16 protein-coding genes and 2 pseudogenes are annotated in these 21,734 nt (G+C 62.3%); 7 read left to right on the top strand and 11 right to left on the bottom strand.

Features of this window, described 5'->3' with window-relative positions; translation table 11 throughout:
• Window positions 1–446 precede the first annotated feature (446 nt).
• From JTY93_RS15025 to JTY93_RS15015, 3 genes are all read left to right on the top strand, one after another.
• Complete coding sequence (locus JTY93_RS15025) at window positions 447–2,564, top strand: hybrid sensor histidine kinase/response regulator (protein WP_205477810.1); 2,118 nt, start codon at window positions 447–449, stop codon at window positions 2,562–2,564.
• Between the two features lie 58 nt (window positions 2,565–2,622).
• The gene (locus tag JTY93_RS15020; RefSeq protein WP_205477809.1) at window positions 2,623–5,160 is read left to right on the top strand and encodes an excinuclease ABC subunit UvrA; all 2,538 of its coding nucleotides are present in this window, start codon (window positions 2,623–2,625) and stop codon (window positions 5,158–5,160) included.
• A 78-nt stretch (window positions 5,161–5,238) separates the two neighbouring features.
• The gene (locus JTY93_RS15015) at window positions 5,239–5,478 is read left to right on the top strand and encodes a DUF465 domain-containing protein (RefSeq protein WP_032857259.1); all 240 of its coding nucleotides are present in this window, start codon (window positions 5,239–5,241) and stop codon (window positions 5,476–5,478) included.
• Window positions 5,479–5,624: 146 nt separating this feature from the next.
• Here JTY93_RS15015 and hglS read toward each other — a convergent pair whose 3' ends face one another.
• From hglS to JTY93_RS15000, 3 genes are all read right to left on the bottom strand, one after another.
• Window positions 5,625–6,995 carry a 2-oxoadipate dioxygenase/decarboxylase HglS gene (gene hglS, locus JTY93_RS15010; RefSeq protein ID WP_205477808.1) on the bottom strand — a complete coding sequence of 457 codons (1,371 nt, stop codon included), beginning with the start codon at window positions 6,993–6,995 and terminating at the stop codon, window positions 5,625–5,627.
• Window positions 6,996–7,174: 179 nt separating this feature from the next.
• Entirely contained in the window at window positions 7,175–7,489 is a 315-nt protein-coding gene (locus JTY93_RS15005; RefSeq protein ID WP_029293699.1) for an SCP2 sterol-binding domain-containing protein, read from the bottom strand.
• 56 nt (window positions 7,490–7,545) lie between these two features.
• Complete coding sequence (locus tag JTY93_RS15000) at window positions 7,546–8,256, bottom strand: histidine phosphatase family protein (protein ID WP_169993055.1); 711 nt, start codon at window positions 8,254–8,256, stop codon at window positions 7,546–7,548.
• A 193-nt stretch (window positions 8,257–8,449) separates the two neighbouring features.
• Between JTY93_RS15000 and sohB the strand changes: the two genes are divergently transcribed.
• A complete protein-coding gene (gene sohB, locus JTY93_RS14995; protein WP_205477807.1) occupies window positions 8,450–9,472 on the top strand; it encodes a protease SohB in 1,023 nt (340 codons plus the stop codon).
• A gap of 90 nt (window positions 9,473–9,562) precedes the next feature.
• On the opposite strand, the pseudogene JTY93_RS14990 reads toward sohB, so the two are convergent.
• A pseudogene (locus tag JTY93_RS14990) lies at window positions 9,563–11,105 on the bottom strand (MFS transporter).
• Between the two features lie 150 nt (window positions 11,106–11,255).
• Between JTY93_RS14990 and JTY93_RS14985 the strand changes: the two are divergent.
• Window positions 11,256–12,135: pseudogene (locus JTY93_RS14985) on the top strand (LysR family transcriptional regulator).
• Window positions 12,136–12,251: 116 nt separating this feature from the next.
• Here the strand turns inward: JTY93_RS14985 and dhaL are convergent.
• From dhaL to JTY93_RS14950, 7 genes are all read right to left on the bottom strand, one after another.
• Window positions 12,252–12,899 carry a dihydroxyacetone kinase subunit DhaL gene (gene dhaL, locus JTY93_RS14980; RefSeq protein ID WP_205477805.1) on the bottom strand — a complete coding sequence of 216 codons (648 nt, stop codon included), beginning with the start codon at window positions 12,897–12,899 and terminating at the stop codon, window positions 12,252–12,254.
• Window positions 12,900–12,902: 3 nt separating this feature from the next.
• A complete protein-coding gene (locus JTY93_RS14975; RefSeq protein ID WP_205477804.1) occupies window positions 12,903–13,904 on the bottom strand; it encodes a dihydroxyacetone kinase subunit DhaK in 1,002 nt (333 codons plus the stop codon).
• A gap of 153 nt (window positions 13,905–14,057) precedes the next feature.
• Window positions 14,058–15,173 carry an MDR/zinc-dependent alcohol dehydrogenase-like family protein gene (locus JTY93_RS14970; RefSeq protein ID WP_029293713.1) on the bottom strand — a complete coding sequence of 372 codons (1,116 nt, stop codon included), beginning with the start codon at window positions 15,171–15,173 and terminating at the stop codon, window positions 14,058–14,060.
• 26 nt (window positions 15,174–15,199) lie between these two features.
• Window positions 15,200–15,955: an SDR family oxidoreductase gene (locus JTY93_RS14965; protein ID WP_205477803.1), complete on the bottom strand. Its 756-nt coding sequence runs from the start codon at window positions 15,953–15,955 to the stop codon at window positions 15,200–15,202.
• Window positions 15,956–16,112: 157 nt separating this feature from the next.
• Window positions 16,113–17,120 (bottom strand): substrate-binding domain-containing protein, encoded by a 1,008-nt coding sequence (locus JTY93_RS14960; RefSeq protein WP_205477802.1) that lies wholly within the window; start codon window positions 17,118–17,120, stop codon window positions 16,113–16,115.
• A gap of 54 nt (window positions 17,121–17,174) precedes the next feature.
• Window positions 17,175–18,152, bottom strand: a complete 978-nt coding sequence (locus tag JTY93_RS14955; RefSeq protein WP_029293719.1) for an ABC transporter permease — start codon at window positions 18,150–18,152, stop codon at window positions 17,175–17,177.
• A complete protein-coding gene (locus JTY93_RS14950) occupies window positions 18,149–19,636 on the bottom strand; it encodes a sugar ABC transporter ATP-binding protein (protein ID WP_205477801.1) in 1,488 nt (495 codons plus the stop codon). The genes JTY93_RS14955 and JTY93_RS14950 overlap by 4 nt, the downstream gene beginning before the upstream one ends.
• A gap of 282 nt (window positions 19,637–19,918) precedes the next feature.
• Between JTY93_RS14950 and rpiB the strand changes: the two genes are divergently transcribed.
• Together rpiB and JTY93_RS14940 are read left to right on the top strand one after the other, a co-directional pair.
• Window positions 19,919–20,380, top strand: coding sequence for a ribose 5-phosphate isomerase B (gene rpiB, locus JTY93_RS14945; RefSeq protein ID WP_029293723.1), 462 nt, complete (start codon window positions 19,919–19,921; stop codon window positions 20,378–20,380).
• Window positions 20,381–20,443: 63 nt separating this feature from the next.
• Window positions 20,444–21,424: a sugar-binding transcriptional regulator gene (locus JTY93_RS14940; RefSeq protein WP_029293725.1), complete on the top strand. Its 981-nt coding sequence runs from the start codon at window positions 20,444–20,446 to the stop codon at window positions 21,422–21,424.
• Window positions 21,425–21,734 lie beyond the last annotated feature (310 nt).

Genomic DNA, 21,734 nt, shown 5'->3' with positions numbered 1-21,734 from the left:
GTAGCACCCTCGAACCTACTATGGACCACTAGCTTTATGTGGCGAGCGGGCTTGCCCCGCGCTGGGTGGCGAAGCCACCCCAACCGCCTCACCATGCTCCACCAGACACACCGAGGTGGTAGGTTTTGGGGCTGCTGCGCAACCCAACGGGGGGCGATACGGCGTTCCGGCAAGCCCCCCTAGCCACAGGGGAACTTGCAGCACCCTCGAACCTACTATGGACCACTGGCTTTATGTGGCGAGCGGGCTTGCCCTCGCGCTGGGTGGCAAAGCCACCCCAATCGCCTCACCATGCTCCACCAGACACACCGAGGTGGTAGGTTTTGGGGCTGCTGCGCAGCCCAGCGGGGGACAAGCCTCCTAGCCACAGTGATACAGAGTGAAACCATCTAGCACCGCTATGCTCCAACCTTGGCGAATGTCTTCTCTTTGTATGAGCAGGGTCCATGCAATTCTTATCCAATACCCATGGTTGTGACGGCTGGGGCGGTGAAATGGCCCAAAGGATTCGTGCCTTTGACTGGTCGACCACGGACCTGGGCTCGATTGACAGTTGGTCCACCAGCCTGGCCTGTGCCGTGCAGATGCTCCTTGCCTCGCCGGTGCCGATGGTGATGCTCTGGGGGCGCGCCGGGTACATGATCTACAACGACAGTTACTCGGTGTTTGCCGGCGGCCGGCATCCGTTCCTGTTGGGCGTGCCGGTGGAGCAGGGCTGGCCGGAAGTGGCCGACTTCAACCGTCATGTCATGAACACCTGCCTGGCCGGTGGCACCTTGTCCTATCGCAACAAGGCCTTGACGCTGCTGCGCAATGGTCAGCCCGAAGACTTGTGGCTGGACCTCTATTACAGCCCGGTGGCCGGTGACGACCAGCAGCCGGCCGGGGTGCTGGCGATTGTCGTGGAAACCACCGCGCATGTGCTGTCCGAGCGCTTGCGCCAGGAAGCCGAGGGGGCCTACCGCGTGGCGGACGAGCGCTTGCAGCTGGCGCTCAATGCCGGGGCGTTGATGGGCTCGTTTGTCTGGGATGTGCTGCCGGATCGCCTATCGGGTGACGCGCGTTTCGCCCGCACCCTGGGCCTGTCCATGGAAGATGTCGAGCAGGGCCTGCCCATCGCCGCCGCCACCGAGGTCATCCATCCCGACGATCTGGCGCGGGTCAATCGCCAGATTGCCCGTACCGTGGAAGCCGGCGGGCCGTTTAACGCCGAGTTTCGCGTGCGGCGCCCTGACGCCAGCTATCTGTGGGTACTGGCCAGCGGGCGTTGCGAGTTGGACGCGGACGGTCAGCCGCTGCGCTTTCCCGGGGTGATCATAGATATCCATGTGCGCAAGATCGCGGAAGAGTCCCTGCTCAAGCTCACCCACACCCTGGAACAACGCGTCGCCGCCGAAGTCCAGGCGCGCTCGGCCGCCGAGGACCAGTTGCGCCAGTCGCAAAAGCTCGAGGCCATTGGCGGGCTGACGGGGGGCGTGGCCCATGACTTCAATAATCTGCTGCAGGTGATTGCCGGCAACCTGCACTTGCTGGCCCGCCATGAACGGGACAACCCCCAGGTACAACGGCGCGTCGGTGCTGCCTTGGCTGCGGTCGAGCGTGGCGCCAAGCTGTCTTCGCAACTGCTGGCGTTTGCCCGGCGCCAGCCCCTTTCACCGGCGGTGTTCAACCCCCGGCGCATTTATGAAGGCCTGGGTGAGTTACTGCAGCGGGCCCTAGGGGAAACCATCCAGATCGATGTGCAATTGCCGCAAGACCCGTGGTGTATTCATGTCGATCGCAATCAGTTGGAAAACGCCGTGCTCAACCTGGCGATCAATGCCCGGGATGCCATGAAGGGCGAGGGGGTGATCTGTATCACCGGTGAAAACATCACGCTGTCGCCCGAGGATGGCAGCCGCAACGGGATTGCCCCCGGTGAATATGTGCGCCTGTCGGTCAGCGACACCGGGGCCGGCATGCCGCCGGCGGTGCTGCGGCGGGTCTTCGAGCCGTTCTTTACCACCAAGCCGGACGGTCACGGCACCGGCCTTGGCTTGAGTATGGTGTTTGGTTTCGTCAAGCAAAGTGGCGGGCATGTGCAGGTCAGCAGCGAGCCAGGCCAGGGCACCGTAGTGCAGATGTACTTCCCCCACAGCCTTGAGCCGGAAAGCGAGGAAGCGCCTGCCCAGGTGGTGTTGCAGGAAGGCGGCCGCGAAACCATCCTGGTCGTGGAGGACAACCAAGGTGTACGTGCCGCGGCGGTGGAGCTGCTGCAACAGGCCGGCTACACGGTAATCACTGCCGAGGACGGCGATGACGCCATGTTGATGCTACGCACCGGTTTGCGGCCGGATCTGATCTTTACCGATGTGGTCATGCCCGGGCGGATGAAAAGCACGGACCTGGCCGAATGGGCCAAGGTACAACAGCCGCCCGTTGCTGTGTTGTTTACCTCCGGGCATACCCGCGACGTGCTTTCCAGCAATCACCAGTTGGGAGCCGATATTCACCTGCTGGGTAAACCCTACAGCCCTGATGCCCTCGCGCAGCGGGTACGCTCAGTACTCAATGCACGTAATTGAACGTTTGCCCCGGTTCCTGGCTCCACCGCAGGACCTGCCACCCTCAACAAGGTTGACCATGACTTCAGCGCGCCACTTGCCGCCAGGCACCAATCTTCTTGCCGCGCGCCCCGGTTTTGTCCGGGTGCGGGGCGCCCGTGAACATAACCTGCGCAATGTCGATGTGGACATCCCACGGGATGCCCTGGTGGTGTTCACCGGGGTGTCGGGGTCGGGCAAGTCGTCCCTGGCGTTTTCCACCCTGTATGCCGAGGCGCAACGGCGCTACTTCGAGTCGGTGGCACCCTATGCCCGGCGCCTGATCGACCAGGTGGGCGTGCCGGATGTGGACTCCATCGAAGGCCTGCCGCCCGCCGTGGCGTTGCAACAGCAGCGGGGTGCGCCGAGCACGCGCTCATCGGTGGGCAGCGTGACCACCCTGTCCAGCCTGATCCGCATGCTCTATTCCCGTGCCGGCAGCTATCCGCCGGGGCAGCCGATGCTGTACGCCGAGGACTTCTCGCCCAACCTGCCCCAGGGCGCCTGCCCGCAGTGCCACGGCCTGGGCCGCGTGTATGAAGTGACCGAGGCGCTGATGGTGCCCGATCCCTCCCTGACCATTCGCCAGCGTGCAGTCGCCTCCTGGCCACTGGCCTGGCAGGGGCAAAACCTGCGGGATATTCTCGTGACGCTGGGTTACGACGTCGATATCCCTTGGCGCGAGCTGCCGAAAAAACAGCGCGACTGGATCCTCTTCACCGAGGAAACACCCACGGTGCCGGTGTACGCCGGCTTGACCCCGGCGCAAACCCGCGACGCCCTCAAGCGCAAGCTCGAACCCAGTTACCAGGGCACCTTCAGCGGCGCCCGGCGTTACATCCTGCATACCTTCACCCACACCCAGAGCGCGCTGATGAAAAAGCGTGTCGCGCAATTCATGCAAGGCAGCCCTTGCCCCCTGTGCGAGGGCAAGCGCTTGAACAAGGCGGCGCTGTCGGTGAAGTTTGCCGGGGTGGATATTGGCGAGTTGTCACAGCTGTCGCTGTTGCAACTGGCGCAGCTCCTGCGCCCGGTGGCCGAGGGTAAGGGGCGGGTAACACTGTCGGTGGAAAAACGCCTGGCCGCCCAACGCATCGCCCAGGATTTGCTGGAGCGGGTCAGCACTCTGACCGACCTTGGCCTGGGCTACCTGTCCCTGGAGCGCAGTACGCCGACCCTGTCCTCCGGGGAGTTGCAGCGCCTGCGCCTGGCGACACAATTGGGCTCGCAGTTGTTCGGGGTGATCTACGTGCTGGATGAACCGTCGGCCGGCTTGCATCCGGCGGATGGCGAAGCCTTGTTCACCGCCCTTGAGCGCCTGAAAGCCGCCGGCAACTCGCTGTTTGTGGTGGAACATGATCTGGAAACCATGCGCCGCGCCGACTGGCTGATCGACGTCGGCCCGGCAGCCGGCGAGCAGGGCGGCCAGGTACTGTACAGCGGCCCACCGGCAGGCCTGGCACAGGTTGAAGCGTCACAGACCCGCGAATACCTGTTTGCCGAGCCGCGTGCGCTGAACTCTTCGCGTCGTGCGCCGAACGGCTGGCTCAGTCTGGAAGGGGTCAGCCGCAATAATCTTGACGCGGTGAGCGTGGACTTCCCCCTGGGCTGTTTTACGGCGGTGACGGGGATTTCCGGCTCGGGTAAATCCAGCCTGGTCAGCCAGGCCCTGCTGGACCTGGTCGGTGAGGGGCTGGGGCGGGTGGTGGTCAGCGAAGATGAGCCCGACCTCCAAGACCCGACACCGCAAACCAGTGGCGGGCGCATCCGTGCGGGCCTGGAGCAGATCCGCCGCCTGGTACAGGTGGACCAGAAGCCCATCGGCCGCACCCCGCGCTCCAACCTCGCGACCTATACCGGCTTGTTCGATAACGTGCGCAAGCTGTTCGCCGCCACCCCAGCGGCGAAAAAACACCACTACGATGCCGGGCAGTTCTCCTTCAACGTGGCCAAGGGCCGCTGCCCGAACTGCGAGGGCGAAGGTTTTGTCAGCGTCGAATTGCTGTTTATGCCCAGCGTTTACGCTCCATGCCCGACCTGCCACGGGGCGCGCTACAACCCCCAGACCCTGGCGATTACCTGGCAGGGCCTGAACATTGCCCAGGTGCTGGCTTTGACGGTCGAACAGGCGGTGGACGTGTTCGCCGAACAGCCGGGCGTAGTGCGCGCGTTGCAGGTCCTGCGCGACATTGGCCTGGGCTACCTGCGCCTGGGCCAGCCGGCCACCGAATTGTCCGGCGGTGAGGCCCAGCGCATCAAACTGGCCACCGAACTGCAACGCACCGCTCGGGGCGCGACCCTGTACGTCCTCGACGAGCCCACCACCGGCCTGCACCCCCGTGACGTCGACCGCCTGCTGCTGCAACTCAACCATCTGGTGGACGCCGGTCACACAGTGATTGTGGTCGAACACGAAATGCGCGTGGTGGCCCAGAGCGACTGGGTCATCGACATCGGCCCAGGCGCCGGCGACCAGGGCGGCCAAGTCGTCGCCAGCGGCACGCCCCAACACGTCGCCCAAAGCAAAACCAGCCGCACCGCACCGTTCCTCGCACGCGAGCTGGGCCCGGGGAATTGACCTTGGGCATGACAAGAGGCCCATGGATGGGCTAGCTTCAAGGTGTACCAGTCATTGATTAACTTGCGGAGGTACTTCATGCCAGTGAAACATGATCTTTATCAGGATTTGGGGTTGAGCAAGGAAGATGTTCAGCAGCGTCGGGCAAGCCACCATCGGTTGGATGTATTGCTCACTCAGTATGACGTCGCCGACAAGGAGGTACTGGAAGCTGAATCCGCAAGTGCCAATGACGATGATGTGGAGAACCTGAAGAAGAAACGCCTGTTGATCAAAGATAAAATCGTCGAACAACTGGAGCAGACCAAAGGGCATTAGCCAACGCTTGGGGAGGCGCCATATTTGTTCAGAATTGACCAAAAGACAGCCACCCCGGCACTGCCTATTATCCCAACCGTTCGCCCGACCCTGGGGCACGTTGACTGCGCATGGATTGCGTTGTGGTGTCGGGCGAACTCTATTTTCTAGGTGCGCAGCGCCTGCAGGCAGGCGTCGATCGAGCGCTGCTGGGTGTCGGCATACAGCTGCAACTCATCAATGGTCTGGCGGCCCAGGGCCTGTTCAAATTCGGCCTGGTTGGCGTTGGCCGCGTAGTGACTCTGCGCCGCATCGCCCAGGTTCGACTGGAAAATCCCCGCCGCGCTGACCGGCAGAAAATCCTCATACACCAACGGTTCGATTGCCACGTGACCTGCCTCAAGCAGTGCGTCCAGATTGGGTAGCCGGCTCTTGTCGGCTGCGCGGCCCTTGTCGGTCAGGAAGTAGCGAAAGAACGCCAACCCCTGCTCGCGCATCGCCCGGTGATTATCCGGGAAGGCCTGGAAGTGCTGCTCCATCAGTTCGGTGTAGCGCTGGGCGTTGGCCTCGTTGGGGAAGGCGCCCAGTTCATCCCGGGCGGCATTGAGCAGCTGGTCGTAGAGTGCCCGGCCTTTGGGCGTCAGGGCCACGCCACGTTGTTCGATTTCACCAAACCTTGCGCTGTGGCTGCCCTTGGCATCGCTAAAAGCGATGGCTTCGTCGAGGGCCTTGAAGCTGGTTTGGCGTAGCAGGATTGGGCATTGGCGCCGGGGTGGGCCTTCGATCACGGCTTTGGGGGTGATGCCCTTGCCGGGCATGTCCGCTTGTACGCGGTCGATGTCCAGGGTGCGTGGGGTCAGGTGATTGATGTGCGGGCCCTTGAAGGCCACCACGTCGGCAATCAGCCGGTGCTGGTCGCTGAGTTGCTGGTACTGGGCTGCGCTGACCGTCGCGGTGTGGTGCCAGCGAAAGGTTTCCAGGGCTTGTTGGATAAATACCTGGGCATCGCTGGCATTCAGGCCACCGTCGGCTTCGGCTTGTTCGATCAGGGCCAGCGCCTGTGGGGTGAAGATCGAGCGCTTGCCCAGGGCGGCTTCGGCAAAGGCTCGTAGTTCAAGGTTTTCGATCAGTTCCAGGCGCAGCAGCGAGGTAAAGACCCGGAACGGACTGGTCTGCAAGGCGTTTTCATGCACTGCGCGAAAGGCCGTGGAATGCACCGGTACGCCGGCCGGGGTGAGGTCGTAGTAACCCACCGGCTGCATGCCCATCACCGCAAACAGGCGGCTAATGGTTGCCAGTTCAAGGGCGGTGCCCAGGCGGATGGCGCCGTGGCGTTCCATGTCCAGGCGTTGGATTTCACCGGTGCGCTGCAGTTGCCGCGCCAGGTCTGGATCGCTCGCCAGCACCCGTGCATTGGTCTCGGCCACCAACTCCAGCAACGCGCCATACAGCGGCACTTCCTCGCGGTACATGTCGGACATGGCCTTGGAGAAGTCTTTGCGGATGTCGTCGGGGCTGATATGGCGCGGGGTAGGCATAGAAAAAATCCTGGCTGCGATAACGGTGGTAGGGGCCGTGAGCCAGATTTTGTTGGGCGTTGCCCGTGGGCGCAAATGAAGATTCCTCTGGACTTCATTCTGCAAATGAATGAGCGCCAGAGGCACAAACAAAAATCCCGCCTGGGTAGGCGGGATTGGTCAACCCAGGTTGCCCTGGATCAGGCCGGGAACAGTTCGCTCAGCTTCATCGCCAGCATCATGTCGCCTTCGGTGCGCAGCTTGCCGCCCATGAAGGCCTGCATGCCGTCGGTGGAACCGTCGACGATACCTTTCATGGTGTCGCCGTCCATGACCAGGGTCACTTGGGCGTCAGGGTTTTCGCCTTCCAGCAGTTCGCAGGTGTTGTTCTTAACCACCAGCGAGAAGTTCTGGGTGTCGTCGATACGGAAACCGAACACCAGGTCCAGGCCGTCGGCGGCGCCTGGGTTGAATTTGGCTTTCATTGCTTCTACGGCTTTAGCTACGTCAGTCATGGTTCGATCCTTTTATGGGTGGTGCCAGTGACCTTGGGGTCACGGTTGGCCGCAATTCATCGGAAAGTGATGAGCTGCGGCGCCTTCAACAGCTGCAAGTGGGTATGGCTGTTGAAGGAAGCCAGTGCCACTTCGCGACCACGGAACTTCAAGTGGTTGAGCGAAGTGTTGACAATCTGCCAGTTCAGCTCGAAAGCCTGGGCGGCAGGTATGCGGGTAATCAGGTGGAGCAGGGCGGTGATGGTGCCGCCAGAGGTAAATACCGCGATCTTGTGGGAGTTGTCGGCTGCCTCAAGCAGGCGCTGCAAGCCACCCCGCACCCGCTCGACAAACCCCAGCCAGCTTTCCAGGCCGGGCGTGTCATAGGTCCCGCTCAGCCAGCGCTCGATGATCAGGGCGAAGATACGTTGGAACTCGCTACGGTTGTGCGGGGCGTTGCGCAGGATCTCCAGGGCTTCGGGCTCGCTGTCGAGCAGGTCTGGAAGCAGGGCGCGGATGATTGCGTCGGCATCGAATTCGTTGAAGGCGCTGTCGATTTCCAGGGGCGGCACCGGCAAGCCTTGGGCGCCGATGGACTCGAAGGCGGCGTTGGCGGTGTGCTGCTGGCGCCGCAGGTCGCCCGACACGCAGCGGTCGAACGTCAGGCCCAGATCCGCCAGGTGGCTGCCCAGGACCTGTGCCTGCTGCACACCGACGGGCGACAGGACGTCATAGTCGTCTGCACCGAAGGAGGCTTGGCCATGTCGAATCAAATAGATGCTGCCCACGTCCGTTCACCCGGTACGTTGAAAGTCTGGCGAGGTTATGAGGATGCCGGGAAGCTGTCAATGAAAAAACATACGCTTGTTTTAAAAGCTCGTTAGAGGCCCGTTTCAAGGGGTTTCAGCTCTGGCTCAGCGGCAGTCCCATCGGTATGCTGGGGCAATCCGCGCCTGGCGCACCGTTTCTGTAAGGAGTCCCATGGAGTTTTTGGCTGAGTATGCAAGTTTTCTGGCTAAAACCGTCACGTTGGTCGTCGCCATTCTGGTGGTGCTGATCAGTTTTGCGGCGTTGCGCAGCAAGGGTCGGCGCAAGAATGCCGGGCAGTTGCAGGTCAGCAAGCTCAATGACTTCTACAAAGGCCTGCGCGAGCGCCTGGAGCAGACCCTGCTCGACAAGGATCAGCTCAAGGCCCTGCGCAAGTCCCAGGGCAAGGCCGAGAAAAAACACAAGAAAAGCCCCGAGGCCAAGCCACGGGTGTTTGTCCTGGATTTTGATGGCGACATCAAGGCTTCGGCCACCGAGAGCCTGCGTCATGAAATCACCGCACTGCTGAGCCTGGCGACGCCCAAGGACGAAGTGGTCCTGCGCCTGGAAAGTGGCGGTGGCATGGTCCATAGCTATGGCCTGGCCTCGTCGCAATTGGCGCGGATCCGCGAGGCGGGCGTGCCGTTGACGGTGTGCATCGATAAAGTCGCGGCCAGCGGCGGCTACATGATGGCGTGCATCGGCGAGAAGATCATCAGCGCGCCGTTTGCCATCCTCGGCTCGATTGGCGTGGTAGCCCAGTTGCCCAACGTCAACCGCCTGCTGAAGAAGCACGATATCGACTTCGAAGTGCTCACCGCTGGCGAGTACAAGCGCACCCTGACGGTGTTCGGCGAGAACACCGAGAAGGGCCGGGAGAAGTTCCAGGAAGACCTGGATATCACCCATCAACTGTTCAAGAACTTCGTGTCGCGCTATCGCCCTCAGTTGGCGATTGATGAAGTGGCTACCGGCGAAGTCTGGCTGGGCGTCGCGGCGCTGGACAAGCAACTGGTGGACGCGCTGCAGACCAGCGACGAATACCTGGCGACCAAGGCCAAGACCGCCGAACTGTTCCACCTGCACTATGCCGAGCGCAAAAGCCTGCAGGAGCGGGTGGGCCTGGCGGCCAGCGGCTCGGTGGACCGGGTACTGCTGACCTGGTGGAGCCGCCTGACCCAACAGCGCTTCTGGTAACACGGCCCGCTTGGAGCCGGGCCCGCCTCTGTAGGAGCGAGCTTGCTCGCGAAAAACTCAAGACCAGCGCGGTCATCCAACAGACCCGCGTTATCGTTGACGACCTTCGCGAGCAAGCTCGCTCCTACCAGGTGTTGGAATCGGATGCCTCATCAGCAGGCCCACCACCAGCGCCCCCCAGCAGGCTCAACAGCCCCGCCACCCACAATACCCGGCCAAACCCACCGACAAACGCCTGCCATGCCAACGGTAGCACCAGGCCCTGCGCCGATTGCGGCAGCAGCGCCATGGCCGCTGGCATGTCGCCGGCCACTACCCGCGAGGCAATCCCTGGTACCTCGGCCTGCCATTGTGTGCCCAGGCTGGCGTGCAGCAGATGCTCGCTATGGCTGGCCAGCAGCGCCCCGTATACCCCGATGGCCAACATGATTGCGCTAAAGCGCATGGTGGTACTCATGCCCGAGGCCATGCCCGCACGGTCCCTCGGTACGCAGGCCATGATGTTTTTCTGGGTATCGCCATTAAGCAGGCCGGCACCGGCGCCGGTCACTGCAATGGCCAAGGCAAACGGTAGATAACCGCCGACACTCACGGCCCAGGCGCTGAGCAGGTTGCCGCTGCCCACCAGGGCCAGCCCGGTGGCCATCAGGGTCGCGGGGGCGAAGCGGCTGGCCAGGCGTGCGCCGATACGCGGGCAAATCAGCATGGTCAGGGCAAACGGCAGCATGCCCAAACCTGAAGCAATCGCAGAAAATCCCAGGCCGTTTTGCAGGTAGAACGGCAGCAGCGTCATCATCACCTGGGCACACCCGGCATAGGCAAACATCCCCAGCAAAGCGCCGATAAACCGTGGGTACTGGAACAGTTGCAGGTCCACCATCGGTCGGTGTTGCAAGCGCTCCACCCACACAAACAGGCCCAACAGGAACGCGCCGCCGAGCAATCGCGCATAGGTCAACGGGTTGTCCCAGCCGATCCGGTTGGCTTCGATCAGGCCCCAGATCAGGCACAGCAGGCTGGCGCTGAAGGTCAGGCTGCCCCAAGGGTCGAGACGGGCCGATTGGCTGTCGCGTGATTCCGGGATGGCGTGCAGGACCAGCGCCAGCAATGCCAGGCCCACCGGCAGGTTGAGGTAGAAAATCCAGCGCCAACCCATGTAGTGGGTGATCAGGCCGCCAAGGGTCGGGGCGGCGGTCATCGCCACGCCCATGCAAGCGCCCCAGAACGCCCAGGCCTTGGCCCGTTCCAGTTCATCGTGAAAGGCATGGCCGATGGACGCCAGGGCCGAGGTCAGCAGCAACGCTGCACCGACCCCCTTCACGGCGCGGGCGATATCCAGCAGCAGCACGCTGGGCGCGGCGCCACAGCCCAGGGAGGCGAGGATAAAAATACCCAGGCCCCACACCAGGGTCTTCTTGCGGCCGAAGCGATCGGCGATGCTCCCGGCCGGCAATAGCAGGGCGGCGAACGCCAGCATATAGGCGCTGACCACCCATTCGATATCGACGAAATTGGCCCCCAGGTCGCGGGCGATAGTCGGCAGGGTCACGGCGACGATATTGGTATCGAGGACAATCAGCGAGCAGACCCCAGAAGCGGTCAACAGCGTAAGGCGTGGGCTGACCGGGTTCATGGGGTGATTACCTTGAAGGCAATAGGCAATGTGGGTTTGACGGGCATCGCAAGGACTCTCTACTGTGGGCGTCCTGTCAGCTTATCGCCGGCGCGCAGTGGTTCTGTTAGCCGAAGACAAGCACATCATTACCTTTGAGCTAATCCTGCAATGGAAATACGTCATTTCCGCTACTTCCTGGCCGTTGCCCGGCACCGCAACTTCACGCGTGCCGCCGAACAGCTGGACATTGCCCCGCCCACCTTGAGTCGGCAGATCCAGGATATGGAACGCACCCCTGGGCACCCGCCTGTTTATCCGGCGCCAGCGTGACGTCAGCCTGACAGAGGCGGGCAGCGCGCTGCAGGCCGAAGCCGAGGCCACCGTGCGCCAGTTCGAGTTTGCCCAGCGCAATGCCCAGCGTGCCGGGCGTGGCGAAATCGGCCATATCGAATTGGGCTACGTCGCGTCGGCGGTGTATTCGGGCGTGTTGCAACGCCAGGTGCAGGCATTTTGCGCGGAGTTTGCCGATGTCAGCCTCAGCGTGCGGGAAAGCCCCATGGCCCTGTTGCCGGGGCTGGTGGCCGAGGGGCGCTACGACATTGGCTATATTCGCTCACCGATGACCTTGCCCGACGGTGTGGAGGCGCTACGCCTGGGCAGCGAAGGTTTTGTCCTGGCGTTGCCCCAGGGTTCGTGGCTGTTGGGCTTGAAGGCAATCACCTGTGAGCATTTACAGAACGAGACCTTCATCCTGCCCGAGCAAATCAGCGGCACCTTGCAGGTGGCCGCGCAAGGTGGTTATGCCCCGCGCCTGGGGGCCCCAGCCGGGAGGCCTGGTGGCGGTGATCGCCCTAGTGTCGCTGGGGCAGGGGGGTGGCGGTGGTACCGGAATCGGTGGTGGGGCATGTCAGCCTGCCGGGTGTGCAATATCGCCACATCCAGGGCAACGACGCGTCGTCGTGGCTGTCGCTGATTTACCGGCGCTTTGAAAAAAGCCCCGGCGGTGGCGCGGTATATCCAGCACATCAAACACAACCCCACCCGGTAAGGGTTCCCCCTTGGTTGAGCGTTATTAGCTAAAAGCTATGTTTTCAAGAACTTTGAAAGGGCAGGGTCTTGAAGTGGACTTGGCTTTCAAGGGCCTCATCGCCGGCAAGCCCACTCCTACAGGGTCAGACGGGGTTGGATCGAGTCCGCCAGTTGCGTGAGGATCAGGCAGCAGGACACCGCCCCGGCGTCCAGCACCCCCAGCGACCGTTCGCCCAGGCGGCTGGCCCGGCCGATCTTGGCCACTAGGTCCTTGGTCGAGTCGCGCCCTTGTGAGGCTGCACTTTTCATCGCGTCCAGGGCATCAGCGAAGGATGCGCCGCCTGCCTGCGCCCGTTCAAACGCCTCAACCGCCGGAATCAAGGTATCCATCAAACACTTGTCGCCCACGCCGGCTTCGGTGATGTCCTGCAACGAGGTCAGGCCGCCGCGCAGTAAATGGGCGAAGGTGGCGGCATCAATGTTTTCGCTGCTGCGCACTTCGTCGGCCATGCCGATAAACAGGCTGCCATACAGCGGGCCCATGGAGCCGCCGATGCCTTCCATCAGGCTCAAGGTCAGTTCATCCAGGGCTTCGGCCAGGGTCAGCTGTCGGCCCTCAAGGGTGCGGCCGCAATGGGCGAAGCCCTTGGCCATGTTGACGCCGTGGTCGCCATCGCCAATCGCGCCGTCGACTTCGCTGAGGTATTCACGGTTGGCGACGATCACGCTCACCAGGTCAGTGACAATCGCGCTGCCGTCGTGGGTAGAGAAATGCTGGCTCATGGTTTATTCCGCCTGGGTCATGCCGATGGAGCGGCAAGGTTGGTCGATCAGGGTTTTCAGCTCGGCATCCAGGCCCAGCAGGGTCAGGGTCACGCCCATCATTTCCAGGGAGGTGAAGTAGTTGCCGACGTAGCAGCGATGGATCTTCAGGCCCTTGGCCTTGAGCTGGCTTTCGACTTCGGCGTAGAAAATGTACAGCTCCATCACCGGCGTCGCGCCCAGCCCCGAGACCAGCACCACCACGCTGTCATCCTGGCTGAAATCCCGGTCGGCGAGGATCGGTGCCAGCATGCGCGCGGCCATGGCGGCGGCGGACTCGATCGGAATCACTTCGATGCCGGGTTCGCCGTGGTGGCCGATACCCAGCTCCATCTGGCCGTCCGGGATCTGGAAGTTCGGCTTGCCCACCGCCGCGATGGTGCAGGGCGTCAGGCCGATACCGATGGAGCGACAGTGATCGACGGCCTTCTGCGCGACGCGAATCACCCCATCCAGGTCATAGTGTTGGGCGGCGGCGGCACCGCCGATTTTCCACATGAAGATTTCCCCGGCCACCCCGCGCCGCTTGGCGATATCGGCCTTGGGCGCCGACGCCACGTCATCGTTGGCCACCACGGTGCGTATCTGCATATCCTTGCTGGCGGCCATTTTCATCGCCAGCTTCACGTTCATGTTGTCGCCGGCATAGTTGCCGTACAGGCAGGCCACGCCCGCGCCGTGATCGGCGGCGCGGAAGGCATCGAAAAAGCTTTTGGCGGTGGGCGAAGAGAAGATTTCGCCGACGGCCACGGCGTCCACCAGGCCGGGGCCCACATAACCCAGAAACGCCGGCTCATGGCCGGAGCCACCGCCGGTGACGATGCCCACGCGGCCTGGGCCCGAGGGCTTGGCCTTGCTGATCACGCGGGGGTTGGTGTCGCTTTGGCGCAGTTCGGGATGGGCGACCAGAATGCCGCGCAGCATGTCCTCGACCACTTGGTCCGGATCGTTGATGACTCGATTCATAACGCGGGTTCCTGTTCTTGTTGTCTTGGGCGCAGTCGGTTAAATGTGGGAGCGGGCTTGCTCGCGAAAGCGGTGGGTCAGCCAACTGATGTGTCTTCTGACACACCGCCTTCGCGAGCAAGCCCGCTCCCACATTTGGGATGTGTGTTGGGGTCAGGGTTCGAGTACAACCTTCAAGGACTTGTCCCCGCGCTCCATCACCGCAAACGCTTCCTTGAAATCCGCCAACGCAAACTTGTGGGTCACTACGTCGCGCATGTCGATCTTGCGCTTGCCGATAAAGTCGATGGCCCGTGGGTACATGTAGGGCCCCAGGTGTGAACCGAGCACGTCCAGTTCCTTGCGGTCGCCAATGATCGACCAATCTACCGTGGCCTCGTCGTTGAATACGCTGAATTCGACAAAGCGCCCCAGCTTGCGCAGCATCGCCAGGCCCTGGTTCACCGCCTTGTGGTGCCCGGTGGCTTCGATGTAAATGTCGCAGCCATAACCGTCGGTGATTTCGCGGATTTTCGCCAGTACATCGACCTCGGCCGGGTTCCAGACCTCATCGGCGCCCATGCGCAGGGCCAGTTCGGCGCGTTCGGGTTTCATGTCGAGCACGATCAGGCGTTTGGGGTTGCGCATGCGCACCGCGCCGATGATCCCCAGGCCCAGGGTGCCGGCGCCGGCCACGACCACCACATCGTCGAAATCCACATTGGCCCGTTCCGCCGCGTGCAGCGAGCAGGCGAGGGGTTCGATCAGGATCGCCTCGTCCGGTGCGATGGAGTCCGGCACCTGGTGGATGATGCCTTCCTTGGTGAAAATCATGTACTGGGCCATGGCGCCCTGGACGTTGTTCTGGAACCCGTAGAGGTCGTGTTTCTGGCACATCCAGTACTGGCCGTGGTTGCAGAAGCGGCAGCCCCAGCACGGCACGATCTGCTCGGAAATCACCCGGTCGCCGACTTTCACTCCACGCTTTTCGGCACCCGGGCCCAGGGCGACTACGCGACAGACAAACTCATGCCCGGGAATCATCGGCGGCTTGACGTAGCGCGGCTGCTCGGCGTCGCCCCAGAACGATGGTGCGCCGCGATAGGTCTTGATATCGCCCATGCAGATGCCACACAGCTCGACCTTGGTCAGAATCTCGTCGGGGCCGGGTGTGGGCACGTCGACGGTTTCCAGGCGATAGTCTTCCGGACCATGGCAGACCACGGCCTGCATGGTCTTGGGGATCACCGGGTGGAGTTGTTCGGCGGTACGTTCGGTAGCGGTGGACATGACAAACCTCACGACGAATAGATGGGTTACTGAATGCTGTAGCCGCCGTCGATCACCATATTGGCGCCGGTGATCATCTGGGCGGCATCGCTGAGCAGGTACAACGCCAGCCCGGCGATTTCATCGGGCTGGGCAAAACGGCCTGCCGGGATCTGCAATTTGGCCCGTTCGCCCACTTCGCCCGCCCAGGCTTTCTTGCCCAGGGCGGTCTCGACGATGGTGGGGGAGATGGCATTTACAGTGATGTGCGGTGCCCATTCCATGGCCAGGACCTTGGTCATGCCGACAATCGCAGCCTTGCTCGCGCAATACGCCACGTGTCGGTCCAGGCCGATCACCGCGGCCTGGGACGCCAGGTTGACTATGCGCCCGCTGCCCTGGGCGAGCATGTGTCGGGCGCAGGCCTGGGCCACGAAGAAGCTGGCCTTGAGGTTGATATCCAGGGTGGTGTCCCAGGCGTTTTCGCTGACGTCGATGGCCTTGTCCAGCATCACCACGCCGGCGCTGTTGACCAGATAGTCCAGGCGTTTGAAGTGCGCGAACACGTAGTCGATGCTGCTCTGCACCTGGTCGAGTTGGCGCAGGTCGACGGCAAGGCCGATATGCCCGTTGCCCAGGCTGGCGGCCACTTCAACCACGGCCGGATCGCGGTCAAGCAAGGCCACGCGGGCACCACGCTCCACCAGCAGGCTGGCGCACGCCAGACCAATCCCCGCGGCCCCGCCGGTGATCACGGCGCAACGGCCGCTGAGGTCGAAGGCTTGGTTCCAGAATCCAGACATTGGTTTAACTCCATTTTCTCAGTCGCTGGAGATTCAAATGTGGGAGCAGGGCTTGCTCGCGAAGGCGGTGGGTCAGCCAACTGATGTGTCTTCTGACACACCGCCTTCGCGAGCAAGCCCGCTCCCACATTTGGATAGTATTTACGGGTCGGAACCGCTATTTAGTACCGCTCACCTGCTGGTACAGCGCATCCGCATTCGCATTGGTCACCGGCACCCACGGCAGGATGTAGTTCTTCGCGGTGCCGTCGGCCCATTTCACGTCCTTGGCATAGCGCTCCCAAATCACTGACTTGGGTTTGTAGTCTTCGCCCGCCAGTTGCCGCAGGGCCACATCCAGTGCGCCCTGGGATTGAGCCTGGGCGTCTTGCAGGAAGGTGGTGACTTCATCTCTTTTGGCTGCCTGGATCGCATCGGGCATGCCGTCGATGGAGGTGACGGGCACGTCCTTGGACGTCAGTCCATGGGACTTGAGGGCTTGCACGGCGCCGAGGGCCATGTCGTCGTTTTGCGCGATCACCCCGTTGATGCCTTTGGGGTGGGCGTTCAGCCAATCTTCAGTCAGGGTCAGGGCCTGGGCGCGGTCCCAGTTGGCGGTCTTTTTCTCGATGATCTTGATCCCGGGGTGTTTGCCCAGCACTTCCAGCTCGCCTTTTTCCCGGTCGATCTGCGCCGACTGGCCAATCGGGCCCTGGATGATCACCACATTGCCCTTGCCCTGGAGTTTGTCGACCATGGCCTGGGCCTGCAGGCGCCCGCCCTCGACATCATCGTTGCCCACGTACGGCACGCTGGCATCGGCGACCTTGGTGTTGGAGGCAATCACCACCACATCATTGGACATCGCCTGCTTCACGGTGCCAACGCCGGCCTTGGTGTCGATGGGCACGAAGAGGATCGCGTCGTAGCGCTGGGTCACCATGTTTTCGATCTGGTTGTTCTGGGTCAGCGCGTCATAGTTGCCGTCGAAGACGGTCAACTGCACGGTGCCGTCCTTGACCGCCGGGTGTTCTTTGAGCTCGCGTACCCAGTTCTGCATGAACTGGCCCTTGAGGCCGTACACGGCAGCGCCGACTTTGTAGGTCTTGCCATCGGCGGCCAGGGTGATGCTGCTGGCGAGCAGGCTGAGGGCCGCAACGGCGGCAAATGATGTAGCGACTTTCATGATGAGAACTCCGTTTATTGTTGTGGTCGTTCAGTTCGTTCAGAGGAAAAGCGACTAGCGTTTTTTCTTGCGCCACACGTCAATCAACACCGCGAGCACGATGATCAGGCCCTTGGCGACCTGCTGGTAATAGGAGGACACGCCGAGCAGGTTCAGGCCGTTGTTGATCACCCCGATCAGCAGGGCGCCGAACAGCGTGCCGACGATGGTGCCGACGCCGCCCGACAGGCTGGTGCCGCCGATCACCACCGCGGCAATCGCATCCAGCTCATAAGACATGCCGGCCTGGGGCAGGGCGGAGGTGGTGCGCGCAGACAGCACCACGCCTGCCAGGCCGGCGAGCAGCCCTGAGACGACGTACACCGAGAACGTCACCTTGCGCACGCCGATCCCTGAGGTGCGCGCGCTTTTTTCATTGCCGCCCACCGCGTACACGTAGCGCCCGTAAGTGGTGTAGCGCAGCACCATCCAGAAAATCAGCGCGACCACCGCAAAGATGATGATCGGCACGCCAATCGGCCCCAGCTTGCCGATGCCCAGGGCCAGGTAGGCGTCCGGCAGGTCGGTGACCGGGCTGCCGTCGTTGAGGATGAAGGTCATGCCTCGGGCAATGCTGAGCATGCCCAGGGTGGCGACAAAGGGCGGGATCGACAGGTTGGCCACCATAAAGCCGTTGACCACCCCCAGCATCGCCCCGGCGAACATCCCGGCGCTGACGGCGGCGAGCAGGCCGTAGCCCTGGGTCGCGACCAGTGCGCTGCACAGGCCGGCGAAGGCGAGGATCGAGCCCACCGAGAGGTCGATGCCCTTGGTCAGGATCACATAGGTCATGCCCACCGCAAGGATGCCGTTGATCGAGGTCTGGCGCAGGATGTCCATCCAGTTGCGCCAGGTCATGAAGTATTCGCTGGAGAACGCCATGACCACGCACAGCAGGATAAACACCAGCGGCAGGCCAAAGCGGTCGAGGGAAAGCCGCAGGCGGCTGCGCGCGGGGGTGGTGAGCGGGGCGGTAATGGTTTTGGCATTCATGAGGCAAGACTCAACAAGGCTTCCTGGGAAAGGGCGGTGTCGCTGCTGATCGTCACCAGCCGGCCACCCTTGAAGACGGCGATACGGTCACTCAGGTGCAGCAGCTCCGGGGCCTCCGACGACACCACGATGGCCGCGCCACCGGCGCGCACGAACTGGTCCAGCAAGTGATAGATCTCCTGCTTGGCGCCTTCATCGATGCCCCGGGTCGGCTCATCGCACAGTAGGCACACCGGTTGGGTCGACAGGCATTTGGCAAGCACCACCTTCTGTTGATTGCCGCCGCTCATGGACGCCACTGGCAGGTCCAGGGAGGTGGTCTTGATCTGCAGGCGCTTGACCATGTCCTCGGCCAATTGGTGTTCCTTGCGCGCATTGATCAGCGACCAGCTCGACAGCTGCTTGTATGCCGATAACGCGATGTTCGAGAGGATGCTGGAACTGAGCACCAGACCGCTTTCCTTGCGGTCTTCGGTGACCAGGGACATGCCGGCGCGGATGGTCGCCTTGGGCAGGCCGATGGGCATGGGTTTGCCTTGCAGGGTTACGCTGCCGGCATCCGGGGTGGTCAGGCCGTAAATGCAATTGAGGAACTCGCTGCGCCCCGAGCCCATCAGGCCATAGATGCCGAGGATTTCGCCCTGGCGCAATTGCAGGCTGATGTCCTGGAACTCGCCGCTGCGGCTCAGGCCCTGGACGTCCAGGCAGCACTCGGCGGCGCTTTCGCGGCCGACCTTGTGGTCGATGCGCGTCAATTCCTGGCCGACAATGCCGCGCACCAGATGGGCGCGGTCGATATCGGCCATGCGCCCGCTTTCGACGAAGGCGCCATCGCGGAAGATGCTGTAGTCGTCGGCAATCTGCGCCAGTTCGCTGAGGCGATGGGACACATACACGATCCCCGCGCCCCGCGCGGTGAGGCGGCGTATGGCCTTGAACAGGGTTTCGGCTTCGCGCTCGCCAATGGCGGAGGTGGGCTCGTCCATGATCATCACCTGGCAGTCATGGCTGAACGCCTTGGCGATCTCTACCAACTGGATCTGCGCCACGCTCAAGCGATGCATGGGCGCGGTAGCCTCGACGTCGAACTCCAGGCTTTCCAGCAGTTCGCGGGTGCGTCGGTTCAGGGCCTTGCTGTCGACAATGCAGCCGGCGCGCCGTGGTTCGCGGCCCAGCCAGATGTTTTCGGCGACGGTCATGTAGGGGATCGGTTCCAGCTCCTGGGTGATCATCGCGACACCCGCCGCCAGCGCTTCACTGGGGCGATGGAAATGCACAGGGGCGCCATTGAGCAGGATGCTGCCGGCGTCACGCTGGGTGATGCCCATCAAAATACTGAGGAACGTGGATTTGCCGGCGCCGTTGCCGCCGCACAGGGCATGCACACTGCCGGCCCGCAGCGAGAGACGGCCGTCACGCAGGGCAGGGATGCCGGCGTAAGCCTTGGCGACGTGTTCAGCCTGGAGCAGTAATGGCGTAGCCATCGGCGTGTCCTCGTGCTGTGAATTCTTATTAGGTACACAGTCGTGTTGCTGCGTGAGCATATGTGTATCAAATGAAATTCTGATCAGTCAATCTCTTTCATTGAAAACTTGTAATTGCCTGCTCTTTCTTAATTATTGGCGTTTTAGAGGGGTTTGACTGGGAGGTCAGTTAAATCGTGCTTGACAGTTGCCAGTGAATATCCGAGAAATGACTGATCTAAATTTCACTGAGTGATCATATGATCAGTCTTAAATTTCACCACGGCAGCGGAGCCTAATGCCATGAACACACCTTTCCCGGTGGCTATCGGATGTGACGAAGCGGGTTTTGAGCTCAAGGAGCTGTTGAAGCGCCATATCGAGGCGCTGGGGTATCCGGTGACCGACTTTGGCACCCACTCCACGGCGCCGGTGCTCTACCCGGATATTGCGCTAGCGGTGGCCACGGCCATCAACGCCGGGCAGCAGCGCCTGGGTGTGCTGGTGTGTGGCACGGGCATCGGCATGGCCATCTCGGCCAATAAGGTGTTGGGGATTCGCGCAGCCCAGGCCCATGACACCTATTCGGCAGAACGGGCGCGCAAGAGCAACGATGCGCAGATCCTGTCCATCGGTGCGCGGGTGGTGGGAGCGGAGCTGGCCAAGAGCATCGTCACCGCGTTTCTGGCCTCGGAGTTCGAGGCGGCGCGGTCCGGGGCCAAGGTCGAGCGCATCAATGCCATTGAGCGTGATGGGCATCAGTAGTGGACGTAGCGGGGCAAGAGTCGGGAGAATGCGCCTTTGACGCCGAAACGGAAGCCCGTCCCCATGAGTGACAGCACCCTGCGCACCGCCAGCGATATCGATCTGATGACCGAAGTGGCGATGCTCTATTACCTTGAGAACGTCACTCAGGAAGCCATCGCCAAGCGGTTTGACCTGTCCCGGGCCAAAGTCAGCCGGCTGCTCAAGCGTGCGCGTGATGAAGGGATTGTCGAAGTGCGGGTGTTGCAGCATCCGGCAATGAACAATGAACTGGAGCAGGCGCTGGTGGAGCGCTTCCAGTTGGACCGCGCGTTGATCGCGGTCGATCACAGCGACGCCGACACCCAGCGCTCCGCCGTGGCCAGCCTGGTGGCCAACTACCTGAACAAGACCCTGGGCGACGGCATGATTGTCGCCGTGGGCATGGGTCGCAATGTGGGGGCGGTAGCCGATAACGTGTTTTTGCCGGTGACGCGCAACTGCACGTTTGTCTGCGCCATCGGCGGTTCGCTCAAGGCCGGCGAATACATGAACCCTGACCATATCTGCCGACGCCTGGCCCTGCGCTTTGGTGGTGAGAGCGAAAGCCTGTACGCCCCAGCGCTGGTGGCCAACCCGGAACTGCGCAGCGTGCTGATCAGCAACGACACCGTACGCTCCACCCTCGACCGCGCACGGCGGGCCGACATGGCGCTGATCGGCATTGGTGACATGAGCGAGAACAGCAACATGGTGCGCATGGGCTGGTTCTCGCCCCAGGAAATCGCCCAGGCGCGCTTGTCCGGCACCGTGGGCGACATGATGGGCTACGACTTTATCGACATCCATGGCCAGCCGGCGGTCAACGCCATTCAAGGGCGAGTGATCGGCTTGACGGTACAGGAGTTGTTCCGCATTCCCGATGTGGTGGCAATCGCCAGTGAAAATACCAAGGCGGCGGCGACGCTGGGGGCGTTGCGCTCGGGGGTGATCAATACCCTGGCGACCACGGTGACCAATGCCCACACCATCCTGGCGCTGGACGACGCAACCCGCAAAACCTGACACACCATGGGGCAAAATGTGGGAGCGGCGGTGCGACGATTCGACTTGCTCGCTCCCACATGGGAATGTGTGTCGCTGGGTTACAGATCTTGTAATAGTTTTAAATTGTGGGAAATTTGTATTTCGACTGTAGGATTAAAGTCCTTTTCTCACAGCAGGACTTGCATGAACACCCTCTCGGAGCCCCCCAGTCGTCTTTCCCCAAGACCGCAACTGTCGCTGTTCCCGCTGAAACATCCCGAATTTAGACTGCTAACCTACTCCCGGTCATCTGACCGCACTTTGCTGTGCCCGGCATTCTGAACATCAA

Origin of the sequence: Pseudomonas hygromyciniae, assembly GCF_016925675.1 — a bacterium.
Taxonomy (GTDB): domain Bacteria; phylum Pseudomonadota; class Gammaproteobacteria; order Pseudomonadales; family Pseudomonadaceae; genus Aquipseudomonas; species Aquipseudomonas hygromyciniae.
The sequence above is the reverse complement of the archived record's forward strand: the minus strand, read 5'-3'. Positions and strand labels throughout refer to the sequence as shown.